We start from the raw sequence: 25,223 nt of genomic DNA, 5'->3' as shown, positions 1-25,223 counted from the left end.
GACGGTTGAGATGAAAGCGGCGCCCCTCTAATGGCGACCCGCGCTTCCTCTCCCACACGCCGCGCCAAGGGCGAAACCCTGCATGACGGCTTCCTGCGGCATGCCAACTTCCGCTGGCTGAAGATCGCGACCCTGCTCTGCTTTCTCGCCATCGCCAGCTATCTGATGGTCGACATAACGCCGCGCCATAATGGCGGCAGCTGGTACGGTTACACCATGGGGACGATCGGCGTGCTGCTGATCCTCTGGCTGACGCTGCTGGGCCTGCGCAAGCGCGCCATGACGCGCGGCCGATGGTCGTTGAAGGCCTGGACCTCCGCCCATGTCTATCTCGGCCTCAGCCTTATCGTCATCGGCACGCTGCACACCGGCTTCCAACTGGGGTGGAACGTCCACACCCTCGCCTATGCGCTGATGATGCTGGTGATCCTGTCGGGCCTGTTCGGCATCACGGTCTATGCGACATTGCCCACCGCGCTCAGCAACAACCGCGCCGAAATGACGCAGGTGCAGATGCTGGAGGCCGTCCGCGCCATCGACCGCCAGCTGCACGACGCCGCCCAGCCGCTGCCGCAGGGCCAAGCCGCGCTGGTGCGCCAGTCGCTGGGCGACGACCCCTTCGGCGGCGGCCTTATCGCGCGGCTGACCGGCCGCTATCCGCGCTGCGCCACCGCCGCCGCGCAGGCTGCGCTGCGCCACTGGACCGGCGACCATGCCGACACCGGGAAGGAGCCGCTGGAAAAGGTCGATGCCCTGCTCGAACGCAAGCAGGCGATGCTGGCGCGCCTGCGCCGCCACCTGAAGCTCAAGGCGCTGCTGGAAATCTGGCTGACAGTCCATGTGCCGGCGACCTTCGCCCTGCTTGCCGCGCTCACCGCGCATATCGTCAGCGTCTTCTTCTATTGGTGAGCGCCATGCCCTTCATCATCCGCCAGATCAGCCTGACCGCCGACGGCCGCGAGATCGTCCGCGCGGCAACGCTCGCCAAGTCGCAGCTATCGCTCGGCCGCGCATCCACCAGCGACATTCACCTGCCCGACCTGGCGCTGGAACCCGATCACGCGCGGATCGAGCAGATCGACGCGCGCACCATCCGCGTCCGCGCCACCGGCACCCTCGGCTTCGACGTCGATGGCCGCACCACCCGATCGGCCGAGATCGAGACGGTCAAGGGCGCGGAACTGCGCTTCGGGGGACATCGGGTCACCGTCTCGCGCGAGGATGACGCGACCATCCTCACCATCCGCCGGGTCGATGCCGTCTCCCAAGCGTCGGAGGAGAAGGAGGAGAGCGAGGTCTTCTCCCTGCGCGGTCTTGCCCCGCCCAAGCGCCTGACCGCCTGGGGCCTCGTCCTCGCCATCCTGATCGGTTTCCTCGCGGTGCCGATCTACAGCTATGCCAGCCGGCCGACCGACGACACGCGCAACATCTATAGCGTGAAAGGCGATGGGGCCTGGTCCTCCGGCCCGCTCAGCCAGGCGCACCACGCGCTGGAGGGCAAGTGCGAAACCTGCCATCAAAAGGCGTTCGTCTCCGTCCGCGATTCCGCCTGCCAGACCTGTCACAAGGATGTGCATGACCATGCCCCCGCCGCCCGCATCGCCATGGCTCGCGCCGAGCCGGGGATCGGCGGCAAGTTCCTGAACCTCGTCGCCTCCACCTTCGGCAAGCCGCCGCAGGGCGCCTGCGTCGACTGCCACCGCGAGCATGAGGGCGCAGGGCCGATGCAGCCCGCTCCGCAAGCCTTCTGCACCGACTGCCACGGCTCGCTGAAGGACCGGCTCAGGGACACGAAGCTCGTCAATGCGAGCGATTTCGGCAGGGATCACCCGCAATTCTCCGCGCTGGTGCAGCGCATGAACGGGATCCATCCCGATTTCTCGCGCGAGCCGATCGACGGCAGGCTGACCGACGACCGCAACCTCAAATTCCCGCACGACGTTCATCTGGCAAAGACCGGCGGCGTCGCCCGCATGGCGCGGACGCTGAAGGCCCAGGCCGGCTATGGCGACGCGCTGGCCTGCAAGGATTGCCATCGCCCCACAGCCGACGGGGTGCGCTTCCTACCGGTGGACATGGAGCGGGACTGCCAGTCCTGCCACAGCCTGGCGTTCGAGACGATCGGCGGCACCGTCCGCACCCTGCGCCACGGCCAGCCCGATCAGGTCATCGCGGACCTGCGCGCCTATTATCGCTCGACCGGCCCCGCGCGTCCCGTCGCGCTGGGCGGCATGGCGCGGCGACGGCCCGGCGACTATGCGCAGGGGCAGATCTACCACGCCTATTTCGGCGCGGTTGCCGCCCGGCCCTCCCGCGCCGACGACGCCATCCGCGCCGTCTTCTCGAAGGGCGGCGCCTGCTACGATTGCCATGTCGTGACGCCGCCGGGCGTCAACGGCGAAGCAAGCTGGGGCGTGCTGCCGGTCAACCAGCCCAACCGCTACATGACGAAGGGCTGGTTCGATCACCGGGCGCACAGCACGGAGACGTGCGAAAGCTGCCACGCCGCGCCCAAATCGCATGACGCGCGCCAGTTGCTGCTGCCCGGCATCGACAGTTGCCGCACCTGCCATGGCGGCGAGAAGTCGAGCGCCGACGTGCCGTCGGGCTGCGCCATGTGCCACAGCTATCATGCCGGCGACGGGGCGCCGTGGGCGCCTTCCACGCCCGGTGGGAAGAGGGATGAGGCGGACAGGCCGCGCCAGACGGGCCGCCGCCAACTATGAAGGGGGGGGACTTAGGGCCATGCTGATCGCGCAGGTCACGGATATCCATCTGGGCTTCGAGCCCGGCAATCCGGCCGAATTCAACCGCCAGCGGCTCGACCAGGTGCTGCAGGCGCTGATCGACGGGCCGAACCGGCCGGACCTGCTGCTGGCGACAGGCGACCTGACCGAAAATGGCGATGCCGACAGCTATGCGCGGCTGGCCGAAGCGTTCGACCGTTGCCCCTTCCCGGTGTGGCCCTGCATGGGCAATCATGACGACCGGGCGAATTTTTCGGCGCAGTTCCCGCAGGTACCGCAGCAGGACGGCTTCATCCATTATGTGATCCCGCTGCAAGGGCGGCGGATCATCATGCTCGACACGCTGGAGCCGGGTCGCCATGGCGGCGCCTTTTGCGAGGCCCGCGCGGCGTGGCTCAGAGCGCGGCTGGACGAGGATAGCGAAACGCCGACGCTGATCGTCATGCACCATCCACCGGTCGAGGTCGGCATCGAATGGATGAACACCGATCCGCGCGAGCCATGGGTCGAGCGTTTCGCCGCGACCATTGGCACGCGCGCTCAGGTCCAGGCAATCCTTTGCGGCCATATCCACCGCGCCATCGCCGCGCCCTGGAACGGCACGACCGTCGCGATCTGCTCATCGAGCGCGCCGCAACTGGGGCTCGACCTGCGATCGATCGACCCGGAGACACCCGACGGGCGGCCGATGATCATCGCCGACGCTCCCGCTTTCGCGCTGCATCGCTGGACGGAGCAGGGCATCGTCTCGCATTTCGAGACAGCGGGCGATCACACGACGCTCGCGCGGTTCGATGGGGGCATGCAACCCATCGTGAAGATGATCATGGGAGAGCGACCCGACTGACCGCGTCAGGACTGCCCGTTGGCATCGGCCAGCGGGACGGTGACGGCATCCCCCGGATGGTTGCCCTTTAGCGCCCGGATAAGCCGGGCTGTTTCGAGCGGCGCGGCGAAGGATGTCCCGGTTCCGCGCACCGCGCTGCCATCCGCAGCAGTCGTCGGCAACATGACGCCCGGCTGCCAGGCATAATTATAGTCGCGGGGTGCCGGGCCGGGCCGGTTGGTTCCGGCCCAAGCGTGCCCGGTGCCGTCCAGTGCGCCGACCAGCACCGCAGCGGGAAAGGCCTGCCGCGCGGGCGCGAGATTGCCGGGATGATCCAGCCCGTCATTGCCTGCTGCGAGGATGACCTTGATCCCCCGCCGCCCCGCTTCCCGGACGGCCGCGTTGATCCCGGCATCCTGTCCCAGCGCAAGCGAGATGTTGATCGCATCGACCCCTAGCGAGGTTGCCCGCCGGATCGCAGCCGCCACGGGCACGGGATCCGACTGGCAGGGCGGATTAGCGTCCGAAGGGCAGCCGGCGGGGTCATCGATCCGGATGGAGATGATCCGCACGTCGTTCTCGGCCGCGCGAGCGAGGATGGTGGCGACCATCGTGCCGTGATCGTAGCGCGGATGGAAGGCCGGCCGGGCGGGCTTCGCCGCCATGTCGAACTCGGCCACCAGCATCGGCGCGAGTTCAGCCGTTTGCGCGACACCGCTGTCGATGACCGCTACCGTCGGCCGATCGGAAGGAAGTGCCGCCGCAGAACCGCAAGCCATGGCCGCCGCTAGCAGCAGTATCCGGATTTTCAAGTAAGCCCCCGCTTAAATCGTCACCGTAACATATAGTGCGTAACTCAAGTTAGCTCTAATATTCATAGGCGGAACAGGGGTGAACACACCTCGTTTTCCGCGCATCCCCGAATAGAAGGAGCCTAAAATATGTTTGCAAGACTTGCAATAGTCGGCGCGCTGAGCGTCCTGACCGTGAGTGGTGTCGCCATGGCGCAGACCAGCGGAACCACGAGCAGCACGAGCCAGAGCGGAACCACCGGCAGCATGAGCGGCAGCGGTTCGATGGGGAGCGGAACCGGAACCGGCTCGACCGCGACCGGATCGGCCAGCGGTTCCGCGACCGGCTCCACCAGCGCCGATACCGGCACCAGCAGCGCCAGCGGAACCTATGGGTCGGGCCAGACCGACAGTGGCTCGGCTGCCGCCGGCGGCAGCGGATCGACATCGACCGAAACATATGGCGGCGGCACAACCGGAGGGTCGACCGGACCTGCCGTGACAAGGGCAGGCGAACGCGGCTGACGACAGAAAAGGAGGCTGGCTGCCGCTGCACTACGCCACTGGTTCAGCGCAGAAGCGGCGGCCGCCAGCCCTTCATGTCCACATCGTCGCTGACCTTGTAGGGAATGCCTCTCGACGTCAGGAACAGCCGCTCCATCTCGGGGCGGGTGAAGGGCCGAGAGCCCAGCCTGCCGAACACGGCGATCTGCCCCCCTGTCTCGTCCACCGCACGGTCGCGATCGAGGCCCTTGGAGAGCGCCAGCGCCGGCCAGGGCGTCCGTGCCCAGGCGATCAGTTCGGGCTTGGGCGCGGGGGAGAAGCCATAGAAATTGGGCTGGCTCGTCGGGCTGGTGAGTTGGATCACCTTCATCCCGTTCCGCCCGTCCGCGACATAGGCGAAGAGCGAGGCGTTGGTCGTGCCGACGATCACATCCTCCACATCGGTCATCTGACCGCCGAACGTCTCTTTGCTGTAGAGGCTCGGCCGCAGCGGATTGGTGATGTCCACGATCGCGAGGCCCTCCGCCTTGGCCGCGACATAGGCGTAAGTGCGCGCCAGATAGATGCGCCGCGCGTCGATGAGCGGCACGGTTGCGGACGGCACTGCCACCGGATCGGTCAGCTTCGTCACGTCGAACAGCTTCAGCCCTTCGGCATCCGTCACCCACAAATAGCGGAACTGGATCGCACTCGCCCGCGCGTCCTTCAGCGGGCGGACGGCGGCAAGGCGCGGATGCAGCGGGTCGGCAAGGTCCACGACCACCAGCCCGACGTCAGCGGTGATATAGGCGATCTGCCCGGCGAGCTGGATATGCCGCGCGCCGTTCAGCACCCCGTCCGGGTTCCAGGTGACGGCGCGCTTCAGGAAATTGTTGCGAAACTCGCCATCGGCCAGCGTCTCGACATTGACCATGATGAGGCCCTCGACGCTGTCCGTCACCGCCGCATAGCTGTAAATCGGCAGGAAGGGCTGCTCCTGGTTGATCTCCCGCAGTTCCTTCGTATTGCGCAGCGGATTGATTGGCTGGTTGGTCGGCAGCGCCATGCAGGTCGCGTTCTTCGTCGCGACGCCGCTATTCTGACCAAGCTTCGAAAATGGCCCGCTCAAGATCGGCTCGGAAAAGCCCTTGTTGGCGATCGAGGCCACGTCATAGACGCGGAAGCCCCCCTTGCCCTCCGCCACGAACATATATTCGCCGCGCAGTTGCAGGCAGCCGACGCGACCAGCCGTGCCCTTGACGACGTTGCGGAACTCCTCGACCGGCCGGGTTTCACCCGACGCCTTCTTGTCGAAGAAACGCCCGCGCACCCAATTCTTCAGCTCGCGGCCATTCTGCTCGACATGCAGCTTCCAATAGTCGGGATAGGCATATTTCTGGAGATAGCTGCCGATCACCGCCTGCGGCTCGTCCCATTCGGTGACGCGGATCGCCTCTAACCCGCCCTCCAGACCGGTCCAGGCGTTCAAGCCCACGAAGTTCACGAAATTCGTACCGAGCAACAACAGCTGCGACATGATCGCGTTATTATCGTCCTTCGCGGACAGGTGGCAGTCCGAACAGGTCTTCGTCTCCGTCCTGCGCACGGTGTGCGGGAAGTGCGGCGCGAAAGCTTGTGACGAGAAACCGATGCCGGAAATCGGCGGCTGCTGGATATAGATGCGTTCGCGATTGATATTGGTGGAAGACAGGACCAGCGCGGAGGTCGAGCGAACCGGGGCCGTCTCATTCCCCTTGGTCGTCATATGCTTGCCGAGCTGGAACATCTCGTCGCGGGCGACCTGCGGATTGTAGGTCGCGAAGTTGCGCGTCTCCTCCCCGTCATAATGGTGGAGCGAGGTTTTCCAGTTCGCCTCGATCGGCAGGTGGCACCCGCCGCAGCTGGTGGTCCAGCTGAGATGGCAGGTGAAGCATGCCATATTGTCATCGCCATGCGCCCGGTCCGACTTGGCGACGCCCGGGCCAAAGGCGAAGCTGCCGTCCTCGGCGCCCGACCGGCTCATCAGCTTCGCGCGGGCGGCCTTGGCGTTGAAGTGCGGATTGGTGGCATCCACTGAGTCCTTGACCAGGCTCACTTCCCACTCAAGGTTTGGATCGACGATCGACCTCTGGATCAGCCTGCGCCGGCCGCCTGCGTCATAAAACCATTCGAACCGCCGCTCGCCATCTGGATTGCGCAGCAGCGCCAAATTGGTGCCTTTGGGCGGCGCGGCGGGGCCGGACGTCAGCAGCGTAGGGTAAGCGTCGGCGGTGCCGTGGCAATCCTTGCACCCGATCTCGATCGCGTTCGCCACCTCGCCATAGATGAAGCCATTGCCGTGGCTGTCCTGCGCGAAATGGCAGTCGGCGCATTGCAGGCCCTTTTCGGCGTGGATGTCCATGAGGTGGACCGACTTGCCCGGATTGACGCCGGGCTGGACGAACTTGCCCTCGCCCTTCTTCCGCCATTTCTCCGGATCGTCGTTCGCGACGATCTTGCCGTCCGCGTCGAGCAGATTGCCCTCGCGGTCGCGCTTGAACACGCCGCGGAAGTTCCAGCCATGGCCGTGATAGTCGGCGAACTGCGTGTCCTTGGCCTTGTCGTTGAGGTCATAGACATTGCGCAGGAAGTCGAGGTCCGCCCATTTGCCGCGCGGCCCCGCCCCTTCCGGGTTGCGCTCCAGCGTCTGGTGCACCTGCGCCGCGGTGGGGTATTTCTGCTTCTCCGGCCACATGAGCGCCGCGTCGGACTCATAGTCCCACATGGTGTAGCCAAGATAGCTGTTCAGGAAGATATTGGGCTGGTGCATGTGGCAATTCATGCACTGCGCCGTCGGGATTGCGCGGGTGAAGGCGTGGCGGATCGGGTGGCCGCTTTCCTTGACCGCCGCGATCGGGTGATCGGGCGTCTCGTCATGGGCGCCCTTCAGCGCGCCATGCTCCATCTTCGCCGCGATCGTGGGATCGACCGTCGCGCTCTGACCGTCGCGGCCATAAGGAGCGTAGGTCAGGCTGTGGCGCGGCTCGCGGTCGTTGGCATAGACTACATGGCAGCCCGAACAGCCCGAATGGCGATAATCGCCCGGCTGGTCGTTGGTGCCCATGAACCACATATAAGGGTCGTTGAGGCGTGTCTTGTGCAGGTTCAGTACGGGGATCGCGACGCGCAGGCCGGTGCCGGGGCCGCGGCTCGACTGTTTGAGATCGGGCCGGCCCGGCTCCTCCAGCCGCTGGATCGATCCGGTGGGATTGGGCAGCCCGATCTCCGGGAACTGGGTTGCGATATTGCGGCCGCCGCGCTCGAACACGCGGAAAATGTCGCCCGGCGGCGTCACCTGCCAGTTGGGCAGCGGATAGAGTTCGGCGAGCGCGCCGCGCGCCTCCTGCTCCGCCGTCAAGGTACCCGGAGGCGATCCGGGTGAGACGATTTTCGCAGGCTTGCCATCCTTGGTATAAGCCTCGCCGAAAATGTAATTCTTGTACGGCACGATCCCGTTATTATAGGCCGCGCCGCCCCATAGCATCGCGCCCGACGCCATCAGCGACCGCTCGGCCGCCTCGATCGTCTGCATGTGACAGGAGCCGCAAGCCTCCCGCGCGACGCGATAGTCGCTGGGGTTGACGAAGCGCACGAACTCCGGCGCTTCGCGGTTGAGCAGCGTATAGGTGCGCTTCGGGTTGGCGGATGAGGGATAATGCCAGCTGCCCGGATAGCGCGGCAGCACATGCGCCTTGTCGCGCGCGGCGACATAGGCGGGGTCGTCGAAGCCGTGCGCCGGATCGCCGCGCACCGTTGCATCGCCGCCATGGCAATCGACGCAGCCCAGCATCACCGCCGGAGTGGCGTGCATCGACGGCTCGTCGGTCTTGGCGTGGCAGCTGAAACAACCCTCCGATTTCGCTGCGACCTGCTCGGCGGTCTGGCTCATCGGGGCGGGGGGCGTGACGGCATAGTGCCGCTCAACCGGCTTTTCGGCGTCGGAGGCGTGGAGGATGGCGACGGGGAGCAGCAAGATTGCCGTCAACATCAACACCGTCGTTCCCGCTAAGGCGGGGATCCATCCCCCACCCCATCCCCAGCCGCGAGGCCGAGAGATGGATTCCCGCTTCCGCAAGAATGACGATAAGAGGGAGCAAAGGCGGGACATCAATAGCTCAGGATCAGATTGCCGAGCACGGAATAATAATTCCGGTTGCGCTCGCTATTGGAGAAAAGGTCGCGGAAGCCGGAACCCGGCAGCAGGGTCGCGCCAGACAGGCGCAGCACGATATTCTGCGTCGCATGCGGCCGCCAGATTGCGGCGGTGGACAGGTCCCAGCCGATCGACTTCGGAATACTTCCCTCGTTCCGCAATGCCTGCAGGGTGGCGGTATTCTGGAACCAGAGATGGTTCGCGTTGGCCGACAACCGCAGTTCGGGCAGCAGATCGAAATCGGCGCCAGCCCCCAGCAGCATCGTGCCCGGATTGTTGAAGTTCGACTGGCCCTGCTCTTTCGAGGATCGCAGCGAGTTCAATATGCCGTTGCGGCCGTTGATGCCGATGACACGCCCGCCACCCGCGAAGGGGATGGTTTGCCTGATCCAGTAGCTGGTGTCGGCGCCCGCGAAGATGGGATTTTCGAAGATCGCGTCAAAGCCGTTCTCGCGATCGTCATAAGGATCGCCGTCGCCGCTGGCATAGAGGCCCGAGAGGCGGAAGCGCATCCAATCCTTGTCGATGCTCGCCTCCGCCGCCGCGAAGAAAGCGCGAATTTGCGCCGGCCGGGAGGTGAAGAAGCTGTTCCTGTCTTCACCGAGCGCGCCGTACGCCGACGCCGTCAGGTTGAGCCGCCCAATCCGCCCGTCGGCATTATAGCCGAGATAGACCACGTCATAATCGCGCCCGCGCAGGTCGCCGAGCAGCGCCGGGCGGACCGGGAAGCCGTTGTCATCGACCTCGATCCGGCCGGCTTCGCGATTCATGTTATAGACGGCGGTGATCTGGCTGGTGAGGCCGGGAATCAGGAAATCCTGCCGATAAAGGTTGGCAAGGAACACCCAGTCCCGACGCGGCGACTGGGCGATGCTGTTGAGGCCGCTGTTGGTATCCTTTTCCAACCGCCAGAACGCCGCGATATTGAACTGGAAGCGGTTATTGTCGCGATTGCCGAACAGGCGGATGCCGAGTTGCTGGTCGTTGAACAAGAAGCCGCGAAAGTCGGACTGAAAGGGCTGGATGCCGACACGGAGCGAGCGGAAATCGTAGCGGTCCGACGTGTTGGCGAGGTGGTAATCGACGAACAGCTCCTGCACGCCCAGGAAATGGTCGGTGCGGTGCGAGGGCTTCGACGGCTGAACGAACAGCACCCGCCGTTCGGGCACATTCACATGATTGACGTTGAGCGCCAGCGTCAGCCGATATTCGATCTCCGGCGGCTTGAACGCGGTCGACCCCTTGATCAGGGCGACTCCGCCGATGAAGGTCTGGCTCAGCACATAGCTCGCATCCTTGCCGAAGACGTCGATGCTGCCGGGCCGCTCGGTCGTCTGCACGCCGACCTGGATCGGAAAGGTGCGCGGCTCGATCACCGTGTCGCTCACCGCATTGGCGACGAAGAACCAGTCCTCACCCTTGATCGGCAGCCACTTCACCTTCTCGCGGTCGATCGGCCGGTCGCCCTTCAGCGTGTTCTGCCCGTAGGGATCGAACCAGCGTTCCTTCACCACGCCAAGGCTCTCGATCAGCCGCCAGCGGTCGGGAATCGGCACCTGATCGGTCGGGAAAGCCTCGGGCGGGGGTGCGCGCACCGCGCCCTTATTGTCTTGGCGGACCGCTTCGGGCAGCGGGGCTTCATAGCCGGGGCGTCGGCGTCCCTCGATTGACTGCTGATCCGCATCCAGCATCTCCTGCCAGTTTTCGGGCGGTGGGGGCGGCACAGGCTCGCCCGGCTGCGCCAGCGCGAACAGCGGCAGAAGAGTGGCCATCGCCATGGCTACAGGCCCTGACAGACATTTTGCGACGCGCTGTCGAGGAACGGCGCGAAGGGGCAGCTGACATAGCGCAGGCGCACCGATGCGTTGCCGAGGCCCACGACGATCTGGTCCGCCCGGATCGCCGCTGGGGCGTTACCGATGCCGCCGCCGCGCTGCCCGCCACGATGCGTGCCAAGGAAGCTGATCATGTCGTCCTGATCGATGCCGTCGCCCGACACACCGATCGCACCCACCAGGATATTGCCGCGATAGATGGGAACCGAGCCGGGGAAGATCTGGATGCCGTTCTGGATGCGGTTGCCTGCGCCTATACCAGCGATGGCCGAGCAACGCTGCGGCGTGTCGGTCGCGCTGGCGCCGGCCACGAAGCCGAGATGCCCGGCGAGGTCGCCCACCACCAGCGCCGACTGCAAGCCGGTGGAAAAGGCGTTGAACTGCGCGATCGGGCGGGAGAAGGGACCGTTGGGGCGCCCCACCTCGCCATCGGGAAAATAGGGGCGCGACAGATTGCCGTTCGCCCGGTCGGTGAAGGCGTGCGTCCCCGTCAGCGCAGAGGGGTCGTTGAGGAAGGTCCGCGCCCTGCCTACGAAGGCGGCGACGTCGGCGCTGCTGCTGCCGAGCAGGTCGCCCGCCGCATGGCTGCCGGAGAAGAAGGCAGCGGTGCGCGCCTTTTGCAGACTGACGTCCGTGCCGAAGATGGGCGCGTCGGGCGAACGGACGATGCCGAGCGGCGCGCCGCGCGTATCGACGACGCTGATCGTCACCTGCGCGCGGCTGTCGAGCGGCTGGCGGATCTGCGCGCGCGCCCGGCTCATGATGGAGAAGGCCTCCTCCAGCACGGCGGTCACTTCGGCGGCCGTCAGAGGCTGCACGACATCGCCGGCATCCGTCGCGGAGCGGATCGGGAAGCGGTTATTGCCCGCTCCATCGGACAGCACGAAGGCGTCGCGGTTGGAAAATTCCGCTGTTCGGGCCGGGCGCACGCCCGAAGCTTCGCTGCCATAGACCGCACCTGCCAGCACCGCCGGCGCGGGATCGCCATAATAGCCGCGCACCGCCACCAGCGCGCCTGCGCTGCCGTTGAGTGCGGCGAAGCTCGCCGTGCCGCTCGCCCGCAGGCGGGCATAGGCAGCATCCGAATAGCGCAGCGACGTGCCGTCAACGAAGATGCGGTTCGCGCGCACGCTGTCAGGCGCTTCGAAGCCGAGCGTGCCGGCGAGCGCGATATATTCCTCGGCATCATCGTCCGTATCGGTCACGTCGGGGTCGGAGCCATAGACGCCGTCCGCCATCACGCCGACGCCGCCCACGACCACGCCATTTTTGTAGAGCGGGAATCCGCCAGGATCGGCAGCCAGCCCCAAGGGCGAGCGCTTCGGCCCGATCATCGCCTGCGCGCCGGAAGAAACATAGCGGGCCGAGAGATCCGAACAGGGCAGCTGGCTGAACTGCACGCCGAACAGCGGGCCACTCTCCAGACCGACGCTATTGGGCGCGGGCGGGAAATGTTCCTGCACGATCATGCTCGCCGTGCGGGTGGAAAAGGCGTTGCCGCCGCTCGACAGATAGGCGCCGGTGATCGCCTTGGCGATGGCGCCCGCCTCGGCCGGGACGGTCAGATTCTGGGCGTCCATGTTGACGCCGTTGGGCGCGGCACTGGTGGTCGCGGTCGCTCGCGCGCCGTTCATGCGGAACACCGTTAGCACATTGCCAACGCGGTCGGTGACGGCGATCACGGCGGGCAGACTGCGCGCCTGCGCCTCCGCCGCCGCATGGGCGACGACCGTCTCGACATCGGCGATGCTGAGCGATTCCTGCGCCGGAACCGCATAGAGGCTGGTCGGCGTCGGGGTTGGCGTGGGCGCCGGGGAGCCGCTACTGCCACCGCCGCCGCTGCCGCCACCGCCGCCACAGGAGGCCAACATCAGCGCCGACGCCGCCGCTAGCGTGCTCAGCCTGTGCCGCAGGCCCCTCACCGCAAGGCTCCGATGCTGCGCGCCGCGCCGCCCAGGGCCGCACGGAAGGCGGCGGGTTGATAACCGTTTGGTTCTTTGACTGCCGCATAGGCGCGGTTCACATCGGCCCGGATGCCCGCCGCAGCACCCACGGTGACGCGGCCGGACTTCACCATGGCGTTCAGCAGCGTGTCGACCGCCATGACCGCCTGCACCGACCCCTCATAGTCCGTGAAGCGCGGCGCAATCGCACCGCCAGCAATCTCGCGCACAATGGCGAAGGCCATGTCGCCATCGGTCCGCGCGCCGGCAAAGGCGTTCGCCAGCGCGCCCGCGCTTTGCGCCAGCCTTCCCGATGCCGCGACTGCCGCCCGCCGGTCGGCTGCGATGGCCGCGTGAAAGGCCTTGCTGTCCGCGTCGAAGCGGCCCGCAGCTCCGGGCGCGATCACCCGCGCGGCTGCCGAGAGCATGATCATATTCTCATCGTTGAAGGGCGGCATGCCCGCCGGGATGGGCCGGCCCGGATTGGCCTCCCACGTCTTGCTCCGTTCCGCCTGGTCGTAGATGCGGCGGTGGCAGCTCTGGCAATCGAAGAAATAGAATTCGGGGAATGTGCCCTCGCTTCCCTTCGCGCCGGCATAGAGGGTCAGCGCCCGCTCCACCGCCATCGCCTGGCCCACGGCCCAGAATTTCAGGCTGTCGGTACGGCCCTTGCGCCGGGCATAGTCGGCATCCTCGTCATGATGCGCCTGCATGGACGAAAACAGGTCGAGTTCGAAGCTGATGCGGGGATGCCCCGCCGCCATGATGCGATGATCGACGAACTGGCCCGGCCGATCGCTGCCGAAATGGCAATCGAGACAGACGGAAGCCCGCACCTGCGGCCGGTCGAGCGGGATCATGCCCGCCGCGACATTGGCCGCATGGCTGGCGCCCACCGCATAATGGCTGGCGATCCAGCCGCTCGCCGGGCCGTGGCACGCCTCGCAGCCGACGCCGTCCTGGGCAAGGAAGCGTGCGCCCCGTTCCGCCGCCGGGGTCGAATGGCAGCCGAGGCAAGCAGGCGCGCTCGCCGGATCACCAAGGCCCAGCGTCGCCGCGATCTGGCGACCGCGCGTGCCGCTCAGCACGGCGAAGGCCCTGCTGTGTGCGCCGCCGGGGGTGGACGGCTCCTGCCAGCGCATCAGCTCATCCTGGCGGACGATCTTGCCGTCCCCTTCCATCCGGCCGTGGCAGGTGGATCCGGCGCAGGAGGCAACGCCGCTATAGGCGCGGCTTGCGGGCGCGGCATCGGCCGGGTTGCCGCCGCTGCCGGGCAGGCCGCACAGGAGCAGGATGAGCAGGACCATCGCGCCCAGCACAATGCCGGCCGCCGCCTTGCCCATCGGATGGAGGCTGAGCCCCCGCAATTTTCCAAGCCCCCGTGTCATTGCCCCCCGCGTGACCCGCGCTGCCTCTCTACGGCCTCGACCCGCCGTTGCAATCCCGTTTCGCCTTATTCCAGCGCATTATTGCGCGCTGCCGCATTCCGGTTCATCCGGCCCGCCGCAGCGCCGTTCCCACAAATCCTCATTGCCGGCGCCCGTCACCGGCTCATCGATCAGCGGCGGATAGCCCTGCGCCACGATGTCGCGCAGTTCGATCAGCGAGAGCGAGAAGATGCGGCTGACCGACACGGACGGGTCGAGCAGCCCTTCCCACGTGTCGCGGCTGTCGAACGAAACGGTCGAACAAAGGGCGGGACTGGCGATCAGGCAGCCGTTGATCTTCGATCCGACCGCATATCCGCTCACCTGTCCGCCGGGCACGCCGTTGATGGAAATGAGCGGGATCGCCGCCTTGCCAGTGACGAACGCGGCAGCCGCGCCCAGCAGCTGGCCGTTGATCGCGATCTGCGTCGCGGCGCCCTGCGTGGAGATCAGCACATTCCCGGCGGTGAAGCCGCGCCGGTCGGCCAGCGCGTCTGTCAGGCCGCTATTCTGGATGAACAGCCCCTCCGTCACGAATGCCTGGATGGTGCCCGCCCGCAACAGGCCGCCATCGCTGACGACGCCGTCATTCTGCGCGAGACGCAGGTCGCGTGCCACCAGGGAGGAGGTAGCGTTCACGTCGGCGATCGCATCCAAGGTCGCGGCGATCACCGTCGGGCTGTCCAACGTCAGGAGCCCCGCCAGCGCGCCATTGCCGTCGGTCAGCTCGACAAGGCCCGCACCTGAGATGACCTCTATGGCCTCGCCCGCCGAAAGCGTGGCGCCGCCCTGCCCTGTGCGGCCTGTGAGCCGGAGCGCACCTTCGACACGCAGCCGTCCGCTCGTCGAGAGCGACAGGGTGCCGCCGCCCGCCAGCGCCGTCCCGAGCGTCAGGTCGCGGACGATCAGGTCCGGCGTGCCGGCGATGCCCTGCCGGGGTGCCTGCAGGGCGATGTTGGCCGCCGCCACGCGGGCGATCTCCGCCGCTGACAGGCTATAGGCGCCAGCCACGTCGCCGCCGCCGAGATAGGCCGGCTGGCCGCTGTTGATGGATTGGAAGGCGATGCTGCTGGTCCCGGTCAAGGTGCCGATGGACGCGCTGTTCGCAATGGCGACGTCGCCGGAGCGAAGCGTAATCGCCCCTGCGCGGATCGCGCCCGACAGGCTGAGCAGCCCGCCCGCGCCCAGCACGATATCTCCGCTCCGCGACGTGACGGCTCCGAACCCCGCCGCGCCGGCTGCCGTTGCATTGAGTGCTCCCACGGCATCGAGGGCAGTAGCGTCGACGGTCGTTCCACCCAACGTCATCGCGCCGCCGGCCAACGCCGTGCCGACAGTCAGCGTGCCGGTTGCGGTCGCATTGAGGGCTCCGGCAACATTCAGAGCGGCAGCGTCGATCGTCGCTCCACCCAACGTCATGGAGCCGGCTGCCGAGGCTGCCACGACTCTCAGCGCGCCGGCAGCGTTCAGTTGCAACGGCCCTGCTGTCGCATCGGCCTGCGCGATGGTCATAGCGCCGCTCGATCCCAGCGCGATGCTGGCGCCAGAGGCGCGGATCGCACCGGCCGAGAGGATGTCGTTGCCCGTTAGGCTACCCGCGCCCGCAGCGAGCAGCGTCGTGCCGCCGGCAACCAGCCGTTGCAGAGCGATCCCCTGCCCGGCCAGCGCGACGTTACCGCCCGCCGTCGCATCGCCGATGCTCAGCGCGCCTGCGCCTGCATCGACGGCGAGGTCACCCGTCATCACCGCGTTGCCGATCGTGACGCCGTTCGCAGCCGTCAGTTGCTGCCTATCGGCAGTAAGCGTGCCAATCGCGATCGTGGCAGCGGATAGCGTACCGCTGCCCGCACCGATGCCAAGCGCGCCCGTGACGGTAAAATCGCCGCCTAGGGCGATTCCTCCTGCGCCCAGCGCATTGCCGCTCGCATCCGCCTGATCGAGCAGGCCGCCGGAGAGGAGAGTGGCCAGGAGGATATCCGCACCGGGATCGACGCCGATCGCCGCCGAATCCCCTGCCTGAACCGTCGCGCCCGCGCCCAGCAGGCTACCCCGCATGAACAGCCGCAGGTCGCCGCCCGCATCCAGCAGGGTGCCGCTGCCCAGGGTGAGATCGCCTCCGGGACTTAGCAGCGTCAGCCGGTCGGCAGCGCGCAGACCGCCGCCCAGGATGCTGATCCGTCCCGGCGTGCTGAGATGAATACTGTCACCGGACAGGCTGTAGCTGCCAGCAGGGCGCGCGCTGTGGCTGAGCGTGATGCCCGTCGCGGAATAGCCGCTGAGCGCGCCGCTCGCCGCCAGTCCGCCGCTGCCTCCAAAGCTGAAGGACAGCGGCCCGTCGCTGGTGAACATTGCGCTGCCGCCGATGCGGACCGGGTTTGTAGCGCTGACCGCGATGCCGGAGAAGCCCGGCACCGCGGCGCCCAGACTTTGCAGCGTCACCGCGCCCGTAACGTTCAGGCCGCCATTAAGCGCGCTGGACACGTCCGCGAAGGAAATCTGGCCGCCGGTCGCACCATTGGCGCTCATGAACAGGCTGGCGAGCTGACGCCGGGCGCCGGGCACCAGGGTGCCGCTGTCGCCATTGATGAAGCTCGCGGCGCCGCCGCTGCTTTGACCGGAGATGCCGCCCGGCGCACCGCCGAGACCAGCAATGCCATTCGCCAGAATTGCCAGGTCGCCCAGCGCATAGTCGCCGTTGGCCGCGTCGAACAAGGCCTGCCCGCCGCTGCCGTCACCGCCTGCGCCCGCCGCGCCGGCACCCGCGCCGTCCGCGCCCAGCCCGCCCCGACCATTGGCGCTGATCGTGTAGCCTGGCGGCTGGGTGAGGCTGCCGCCAAGCGTCAGCCGTCCATCGCTGATCCGCAACGTCGCCGATCCCGCGCTGCCGTCGCCACCTGCGCCGCCTGCTCCGCCGATGGAACCCGCCGTCCCGGCCGACCCCGCGCCGCCGGTCGCGTCGCCGCTGATCCGCAGCACATTGCCGGTCACCGCAGTTGCGCCCGAGCCGATGGCGAAGAGCGCCGCACCGCCCAGCGCATCGCCGCCATCCGCTCCCGCCAGATCAGTGCCGCCATTGAGGCCGCTGCCGCCGCCAGCGCCGCCCAGCGCCTCTGCGAAAACGGATAGATTGCCGGCCTCAAGCTGGGTGGAACTGCCCGCGAGTGCCAGCCTTGCCGATCCGCCATAGGCATCACCGCCGCGGCCGCCGCTGCCGCCATAGCCCGCGCCGCCTGCCCCACCGACGCCGGAAGCGGTCACCCGCAGGATGCCGCTGACGTCCGTGGTGCCGAAATCGATGTCGAGCGAAGCAACACCTCCCGTGCCCGCGCCGCCCGCTGCGCCGGTTGCGCCGCCGCCGCCTGCGCTGCCGATGCCGTCCGCGCTGACGATCAGGTCGGTGAAACTGGGATCGACGTCGATCCCCAACGCCGCCGTGCCGCCCAGGCCCGCTCCGCCAGCGCCTCCCGCGCCCGTTCCATAGATGAAGATCGGATTGCTGTTGCTGTCTTCAGAACCAAAGCCATTCCGCCCGGCTTGCCCGCCTTGGCCGGCAGCAGTGACCGTGACGGACCCGATCGCATGGCCTTCGCTCAAATAAGAGAAACGCGCCATCCCGCCGGTGCCGCTTCCTCCCACGCCAGCCGCGCCGTCGCTGCCATTATCTCCGCCAGCGCCGCCAGTCGCCTCCGCAGACAGGACAAGCGAAGGCGTCGTCAGTGAGCCGCCAGCCAGCGTCACGATCGCGGTGCCACCCGTTGCCCCACCGCCCGCGCCGGACGCGAAATTGCCCGAGATATCGATGGTGGACGTGGAACCGCCGTCTCCGCCTCGGCCGAACGCGCTGATTTCGACGCCCCCGCTGACCAGCAGAGCGCCCGTACTGCCCGCGCTCGTGATCAGTTGCGCCGTGCCGCCAAAGCCGCTGCCGCCGTCGACGGCCGAGGCATTATATGTGCTGCCGCCCAGACCGCCGCTGCCGCCGGCCTCGACCGCGAGCGTGGTGAGATTGAGTGTGCCACCGCGCGACTCCAATGTGGCCGAACCGCCGCGACCGACGCCTGCGATCGAGGATATCTGGCTGATGTCGTAGGCAGCCGCGGCCACCCCTCCGCTGCCATTGGCGATCAGGCTGAGGGCGCCGATGGTGGCGCTGCCGCCGGTGATCAGGAAGTTGCTGGTGCCGCCCTGGCCTGTTCCGGCTTGATAGGGAGCGAGGACAACCGAACATTCGACGCAGTTCGTATCGGATGAGCCGCCGATGCCGGCCGTGTCAGCATCGACCCGGCTCGCCGTGAAGCTGCCGCCGGCGACGGTGACGTTCACGATGCCGCCGGTGCCCGTGCCGCCATCGCCCGAGTTGAAATACGGTCCTTCGACCAAATCCATCCACCCGCCCGTAGCGGACGCGTGAAGATTGCCGAAGTTCATAACGGCGGAGCCCGCGCGGCTCTCGACCGTCACACTGCCGCCAGTCGCGTCTCCTTCCCGCGCGCCGTCGGAGCTTCCGCCGATGCCGCCTGCGAAAAGCTCGAACGCGCCGGGCAGCGTAAAATCGCCGTCGGTGGCGTAGAGCAACACCGATCCGCCTGTGCCGCTGGCGCCCTGCACGCCATAGCCGCCATGGCCTTCGGCGCGCACTTCACAACGCGCATTGGCGCATCCGGTCACGCTGAAGCTGCCGCGCGCGCCGCCTTCCGCGCGGGAATAGAGTGTGACGCCGCCGCCGGTTGCGCTGCCCGACAGGCTCGAGCCGGAGCCGCCCCTGGCTGTGACATCAGCGGACAGAGCGCCGAAATTCAGGGTGCCGCCCGCAGCGCCGATGGTGATGGAGCCGCCGGTAGCGCTGCCGCCCTGGTCGCTGCCAAACCCGCCATCAGCTCGCGCATCGGCGCTGAGGCTTGCCGCGCCAATGCGCCCGCCTGTGGCGACGACATTGATCGTGCCGCCTCTGGTATCCGCTCCGACCAATGGAGGCGTGGTCAGGCCGCTATATCCAAAGGCATCGGCGTCGAGCGACAGTGCGCCCGCGACGGTGATTTGCCCGTCTGTGGCCGGCGCGCCGCTGCCGCCGAAGGTCAGCAGATCGATCTGGCCGCCGACCGGGCTCGCGTCGGCAGTCAGGTCCATGGACCCGGCTGCGAGGATCGAAGCGGTCGCATCGGCGCGCAGCAGGATGCTGCGCCCGGCGGTCAGGTTGACGTCGCCGAGGAACGACGCCTGCGTGCCCGCTGCCGGGCGGACGACGATGTCGCCCGTCGCCGCGCCGGTCAGGGGATTGCGCCAGTTGCTGCCCTCGATGGTAAAGCCGCTGCTGCCGGTAGCAGTCGCGTTGGGCATGGTGCCGATTCCGCCGCCCGCCACATCATAGCCGGCCGAGAGCACCACCGTGCCCCCTTGCGCCGCTACGGCCGACGCCGGGGTATAGCCGATGTCGCCGGACAGCAGCATCGTGAGCGCGTTGTTCTTCGGAACGGCCACCATGTACACCCGCTGCGCATCGCTGGTGCCGGTGGGCGCTGTCGTCGTGCCGCTGTGCAGCACGCCGTTGGCGTCCGTCGTACCGGCGGTGATGGCGATGTCAAACAGGCCGCCATTGATCCGAATATCGGCGGCTTCTGCGCCGACATAGGCAGTGGACCCGTTGACGGTAACCGTGCCGCCCTGCACCACGCGCGGGGCGACCAGCGCGACATAGCTGCCTGTATTGAGCGCGTTGATCTGCGCGCCTGCACGCACTTCAACGGATGACGTGCTGCCCGCCGGACCGGCAAAACGGATCTGGTTGGGGTCGATACCGTTGCTGGTGTCGATCGCGTTGGTCGTGAGCAGCAGCGAGCCGACGTTGAAGACGCTGTTGGCCCCGGCGATGATTCCGCCGGGTGAGTAGAACCAGACTGACCCGCCGGTCGTGGGCGAACTGACGCCGATCTCGCTCTGCACCGTGCCGTTGAGGGCGATCGCGCGCGACACAGGCAAGCCGTTGCCGTCCAACGGGATGATGCGATTGAGGACGGTAAAATCGCCCAAGCTGTTGAACGTGGCGACATTGTTCCTGGGCAGGAAATCGATCGATCCGGCGCTGGCTGGACCCTGATCATCTGGTGTCCAGTCGATGACGGCGGATGAATCGACGAAGATCGACTCCGTTCCCGCCGTCGCCCCCGGCGATATCGACGCGTCGCCCGACACCACCGTTCCCGTGCCCTGAAACGCCTTGTTCACCTGCGCCACGCCCGCGCCGCAGCCGACGGCAAGCGCCACCGCGCTGGAACGGCTGAGCAGGGTCCAAAGCCACGGTGCCTTGTGCTTCATCGTCATCACCGCCTCCACGGCAGGATTTGGGTGGTGAGGGAAAAGAGCAGCCGGGTGTCGCCGCGCTCCGTCTGGAAACCGGCGCGGCGCAGCGGTGTCGCCAGCGTGACGTCCAGCCGCGCATGGTTGGACCAGGTGGCGCGCACGCCGCCGCCCGCCGAATAAAGCTTCATCGGATCGAGGCCGGCGAAGTTGGCGCTTTGATGCCACATCCATGCCGCGTCGAAGAAGGCGAAGGGCTGGAGCGCGATGGAGCCCGGCCCTTTCGGCGTGATCCGCCCATAGCGTATCTCCGCCGCGACCCCGACGCCGCTGTCGCCGGTCAGCACGCCAGGGTCATAGCCGCGCCCGACCGTGTAATTGCCTGCACTCATCTGCTCATAGGAGAGCAGCACGTCCGGGCTATATTGCGCGCGCGGCGCGAGGGCGAGGGTCAGCCTCGGCACCGGCCGAAATTCCGCCTGCACGCCCGCGCGCATGACGAAGGCTGACGGATCGCCGTCCAGCTGGCTGATCGGCGTGGCGGGGAACGCGCAGTTGACGAAGCCCGCCCCGCAGCTCTCGCTGGCGCCGAGGCCGTTCAGCCCTTGGCGCAGTTCGACAGAGCCGCCCAGCCGCCAGCGCGGCTCCATCCCGGAATAGCCGGTGGTGCTGATCAGACTGTCCGGATCGATCAGCTCACCCTCCAGCCGCAGGAACAGCACCCGCAGCCGGTCGCGCGAGAGCGGCGTCTTGCCCGCGCCCGTGCCGAAGTGCAGGTCCTGATTGACGACCTCCAGCCCGCCATTGGCGATCAGCGTATGCACCTGCCGCCGCGCGATCGGGAAGCTGAGCGCAGCGGTGGCGATTAGCGTTTCGGAAGAGAGCGGAATATTCGCGATGCCCGGCTTGCTCCAGGCATAGGTGAAGTCACCCGAGAGGCGCAGGCCATCGCTGCCGATCGCCATGCTATGGCCGGCCTGAAGCACCGTCTGCTCGCTGGGTTGCGCGGTGTTGAAGATGCTGAGCACGGTGCTGTCGCCCATGCCGGTGAGATCGTTGATCCGCACCCGCGCCAGCCCGCCGAAACGGCCGACCGCATTGCTGCCGAGATTCTGGACATTGACGTCCATCTCGACGCGCTGGCGGGTCACCTGCACTTCGCCGACCACTTCGCCCGGCGCCGTTCCAGCCGGGCGCAACGCCAGGCGGACATCATAACCGGGCAGGTCGCGGGCGAGCAGCAGATGGCGCTCCGCATCACGCACGTTGAAGAGCGGCTGGCCTTTCAGCGCCTCCATGTGGGCGGCAATCAGTTTCTCGCTGTTGCCGGCGTCGCCGCGCACTTCGATCGCCACCAGCTTCGCCAAGAAGATGTCGAAACGGACCGTGCCGCCTTTTTCGATACGCTGGGGCGGGACCTGCACGGCTGCGAGATAGCCCATCTGGCGCAGGGCGGTCGCGGCGCGATCACGCACTTCGCAGAGGCTGGCGATCGGGACGTCCCGCCCGGCGAAGTCGCTCCAGCTATCGCGCAGCGCGGCGGGATCGACGACGCGCAACCCTTCAAAGCGCACATCGGCGAAATTGACGGTGACGCTGGCATAGCGGGGATCGGCCAGCGGACAGGGGGCACGCTCGACATCGCCGACCACCGTCAGCCGGCTTGGCTGGGGAGCGGCATCCGACGGCAATTGCCCGCGCGACAGCTCCTCGCGCGTCGGCGCGCGCGGCGCGACCTGAGCGTCCGCCGCCACAGGCGCCAGCGCGCTCGCCGCCAGCGCGAACGCTCCGAGCGCGGCACGCCCTGCGCTGCTCGCTTGCCCCTTATACCCCATTTTGGTCCCCAAACCCTGTTCGGCCTGCCCCTCGGGCCGTGCCTTGAAGGCGTGCCGGCCTTTGACCGGTCTGCCCCTGTTCTTGCAACCCTATTAGTTCTGCGCGCCCGCCGTATCCACCAGCAGATCGAGCTGCGCGGTACATTTGTGCGCCAGCAGCCCAGCCGCCATGCCGTCCAGCCCGCTCGCGCTCTTGTCCAGCATGGCGAAGCGGATGTCGGTCGAGTGCGCGCCTTCGCTCAGGCGGTAGGCGGCACCTTCGCGCAGCGGCAGCGCGGCGGGCCAGAGCGCCATCGCCTCACCCGCCGGGAAAGCCGCCGTTGCCGACGTCCCCTCGCCCGCGATCCGGACGGAAACGGGCCTGCCCGCATCGGCGCGCCACAAGCGGACACTGGCCGGGTCAGCGACACAGACGAGGCCGGGCTGGGCGACATCCACCAGCCACAGGTTCGGGCGGCGCGGCGGCAGGGCGGCGCTGGCATTGCCGCGCACCGCCCCGGTCCGCACCCGCCGCACCCGCTTGGTATCGAGCACGGCGGACAGCGCCACGCCCGAGGCGGGGGCGGTCGTGGCGGCGGCCGTCACGCTGAAGCGGCCCGGCCCCCGCAGTGTGCGCGTGCCCCTGGCATCGAGCAGGGTGAGGACGTCGCCGGCCTTCAGCACCAACGCACCGCCATCGGCCAGCTTGCTGCCGGGCTGATAGCTCTTCGCGGAAGGGCCGCTCGCCCGCACCACCAGCGTGTCGGCCAAGGCCGGGACGGCAAGCCCCGCGCCCGCGCAAAGCATCCCCGCCAGCGCGACCATCCTACCCCAGACCATAGCTTCTTCCTTCCCCAATATTTTCATACCGATACAGCAAATTGGCGAGCGCCGCATCATCTGGATGACGGCCGCACATCTGTTTCAGCCGGGCCAGCGCGTCGGCCCGCACCGCAGCCTCATCAGCGTCGAACCCGGCAACGATGTCGCCCAGTTCCGCGCGTTCCTCGGCCGGAAAATGCGGCGCGGGCTCGTAGAGATCGACCGGCGTCGCCCGCCCGCGCAGACGCACCCGGCCCATGGCGCGCCACCAGTCGAGGCCGGAGAGCAGCATCGCCTCCCGGCTGACCAGCACATTGCTCTCCAGCGCCTTGTTCGCGGCCTCCAGCCGCGCCGCCGTGTTCATGCTGTCGCCCAGCGCGGTATATTGGATCCGGCCCTCACCCCCGAAATTGCCTACGATGGCATCGCCATGATGCAAGCCCACGCGCGTCCGCCCGATCGGCGGGACACCGGGCGGCAGGTCGCGGCGGAACGCCTCCCCCGCCTGCCACATGGCATAGGCCGCCAGCGCGGCGTTGCGCCCGTCGTCCGGCCGGGCGATGGGCGCGCCCCAGAATGCGACGACGGCATCACCGACGAACTTGTCGATCGTCCCACCATGCACCAGCACCACGTCGCTCAGCATATCGAGATAGCGGTTGAGCAATTGCGCGACCATTTCCGGCGCAATGGCGTGGCTGAGTTTCGTGAAGCCCTCCAGATCGGTGAAGAGGGTGAAGATCGGCCGCTTCTCGCCATGCAGGGCGAGCTTTTCCGGCTCGGCCAGGATCTGCGCGGCGATGTCACGGGGGAGATATTTGCCCAGCGCCGACTGCGCGAAGCGGCGCTGCTGCGATGTCACCGCCCGCGCCGCCACGCCCACCGCGGTGAAGGCCAGAATCCAGCCCAATATCCAGCCAACGGCAGGCAGCCCCTTCGTGTCCCACCCTCGCGCCTGCAGCCATAGCGGGAGCCCGATGATCGCGACCCCCTGCCCTGCCAGCGCCGGCAGCAGCCAGTACCAGCACAACTCGGCAAGGCTCGTCAAGGCGGCGGCAAGCACCAGCAGCAGCGCGCCCCCCCAAGCCCAGCCCGCCGGCACCGCCCGCAGCTTCGCCCCGTCGAGCAGTTGGGCGAGCATGGTCGCATGCACCTCCAACCCGATCATCGTGGAGCGCGCCTGCCGCCCCGACAGCGGCGTCGCGAACTGGTCGATGTCGACGATGTCGCCGCCGATCAGCACATGCCGCCCGCGCACCATCGGCGCCAGAACTTGCGCCATTTGCGGGTCGGCCAGCGTGTCGATCTGGAGCGAGGGGATGACCGGCTCCTCCGACCCGTCGGGCTGGATGAGCGGCAGGCGGAAGCGGATGGCGCCGCGATAGTCGTGGAAGGCGGACGTTGGCTTCATCGCCAGCGTGAGCAGCGGCGGCTGTCCCGGCGTCGGCATGGGCCAGCTGCGCGCCACATCGTCGGCGTCCGTCTCCAGCCGAATGCTGGCAGGCCGCACCCGATCCGTCCGCGCGTGCGCGATGAAGCGGTCCAGATATTGCTGCTGTTCGAAGATGATCTGCTCGCGATTGTCGCCGAGATTGGCATAGCCGAGCCATAACGGGGTCCGCATCGCATGGAGGACGCCAAGCAACTGCGCGTCCTCGTCCTGCGGCTGGTCGAACAAGATATCGATGCCGATCGACTTCGCACCCATCGCGTCGATGTTGCGCAGCGCCCGCGCCAGCAGCCCGCGATCCAGCGGCGAGCGTTTGCGCGTGGCGATCAGCGTCTGGTCGTCATAGACCACCATCAGGATGCGCGGGTCCTGCGCGACACGCGGCGCGAAGGTGGCGACGCGCCAGTCATAGAGGCCGCGCTCCGCATCGGCGGTCGGGATTTCCCGCTGCCCCCGTGCGCCGTCGAGCGGCCTGCTCCAGTCCCAGCCCGCCAGGAATAGCGCGAGCATCAGCGCAAGCGCGGTCGCTGCCAACCGGAACTGGCCGGCGTCGTGCACCAGCCGCGCGCCGCGGCTGAGCAGGCTGGGCTTCGCCATTT

The 25,223-nt window shown here is 67.6% G+C and carries 13 protein-coding genes; 4 read left to right on the top strand and 9 right to left on the bottom strand.

Translation table 11 applies throughout. The features are described from left to right. The first annotated feature begins 30 nt into the window (after positions 1–30). The 3 genes from L858_RS0114640 to L858_RS0114630 are packed head-to-tail and all read left to right on the top strand — an operon-like array spanning position 31 to position 3,594. A complete protein-coding gene (locus tag L858_RS0114640; protein WP_022683907.1) occupies positions 31–909 on the top strand; it encodes a hypothetical protein in 879 nt (292 codons plus the stop codon). 5 nt (positions 910–914) lie between these two features. Next, positions 915–2,726, top strand: coding sequence for a cytochrome c3 family protein (locus tag L858_RS0114635; protein WP_022683906.1), 1,812 nt, complete (start codon positions 915–917; stop codon positions 2,724–2,726). A gap of 19 nt (positions 2,727–2,745) precedes the next feature. Next, positions 2,746–3,594, top strand: a complete 849-nt coding sequence (locus L858_RS0114630) for a phosphodiesterase (RefSeq protein ID WP_022683905.1) — start codon at positions 2,746–2,748, stop codon at positions 3,592–3,594. Between the two features lie 5 nt (positions 3,595–3,599). Here L858_RS0114630 and L858_RS0114625 read toward each other — a convergent pair whose 3' ends face one another. Beyond that, entirely contained in the window at positions 3,600–4,385 is a 786-nt protein-coding gene (locus tag L858_RS0114625; RefSeq protein WP_022683904.1) for a S8 family peptidase, read from the bottom strand. Positions 4,386–4,514: 129 nt separating this feature from the next. Between L858_RS0114625 and L858_RS20235 the strand changes: the two genes are divergently transcribed. Beyond that, entirely contained in the window at positions 4,515–4,889 is a 375-nt protein-coding gene (locus tag L858_RS20235) for a hypothetical protein (protein WP_022683903.1), read from the top strand. Positions 4,890–4,932: 43 nt separating this feature from the next. On the opposite strand, the gene L858_RS0114615 is transcribed toward L858_RS20235, so the two are convergent. The 8 genes from L858_RS0114615 to L858_RS0114580 form a co-directional block, all read right to left on the bottom strand. Beyond that, a complete protein-coding gene (locus tag L858_RS0114615; RefSeq protein WP_037504799.1) occupies positions 4,933–8,874 on the bottom strand; it encodes an LVIVD repeat-containing protein in 3,942 nt (1,313 codons plus the stop codon). A gap of 119 nt (positions 8,875–8,993) precedes the next feature. Then, on the bottom strand, positions 8,994–10,817 hold the full coding sequence (locus L858_RS0114610; protein WP_022683901.1) for a hypothetical protein: 1,824 nt from the start codon (positions 10,815–10,817) through the stop codon (positions 8,994–8,996). Between the two features lie 2 nt (positions 10,818–10,819). Beyond that, positions 10,820–12,745 (bottom strand): heme-binding protein, encoded by a 1,926-nt coding sequence (locus tag L858_RS0114605; RefSeq protein WP_022683900.1) that lies wholly within the window; start codon positions 12,743–12,745, stop codon positions 10,820–10,822. Positions 12,746–12,792: 47 nt separating this feature from the next. Beyond that, complete coding sequence (locus L858_RS0114600; RefSeq protein ID WP_022683899.1) at positions 12,793–14,160, bottom strand: multiheme c-type cytochrome; 1,368 nt, start codon at positions 14,158–14,160, stop codon at positions 12,793–12,795. 123 nt (positions 14,161–14,283) lie between these two features. Next, positions 14,284–20,562, bottom strand: a complete 6,279-nt coding sequence (locus tag L858_RS0114595; RefSeq protein ID WP_028056160.1) for a beta strand repeat-containing protein — start codon at positions 20,560–20,562, stop codon at positions 14,284–14,286. Beyond that, complete coding sequence (locus L858_RS0114590) at positions 20,562–22,373, bottom strand: ShlB/FhaC/HecB family hemolysin secretion/activation protein (protein WP_022683897.1); 1,812 nt, start codon at positions 22,371–22,373, stop codon at positions 20,562–20,564. Before L858_RS0114590 ends, L858_RS0114595 begins: the two co-directional genes overlap by 1 nt. Positions 22,374–22,466: 93 nt before the next feature. Beyond that, positions 22,467–23,192 carry a hypothetical protein gene (locus L858_RS0114585; protein WP_022683896.1) on the bottom strand — a complete coding sequence of 242 codons (726 nt, stop codon included), beginning with the start codon at positions 23,190–23,192 and terminating at the stop codon, positions 22,467–22,469. After that, entirely contained in the window at positions 23,179–25,221 is a 2,043-nt protein-coding gene (locus L858_RS0114580; RefSeq protein WP_022683895.1) for an adenylate/guanylate cyclase domain-containing protein, read from the bottom strand. Before L858_RS0114580 ends, L858_RS0114585 begins: the two co-directional genes overlap by 14 nt. Positions 25,222–25,223 lie beyond the last annotated feature (2 nt).

Origin of the sequence: Sphingobium bisphenolivorans (assembly GCF_000412635.1) — a bacterium.
Taxonomy (GTDB): Bacteria; Pseudomonadota; Alphaproteobacteria; order Sphingomonadales; family Sphingomonadaceae; genus Sphingobium; species Sphingobium bisphenolivorans.
The sequence above is the reverse complement of the archived record's forward strand: the minus strand, read 5'-3'. Positions and strand labels throughout refer to the sequence as shown.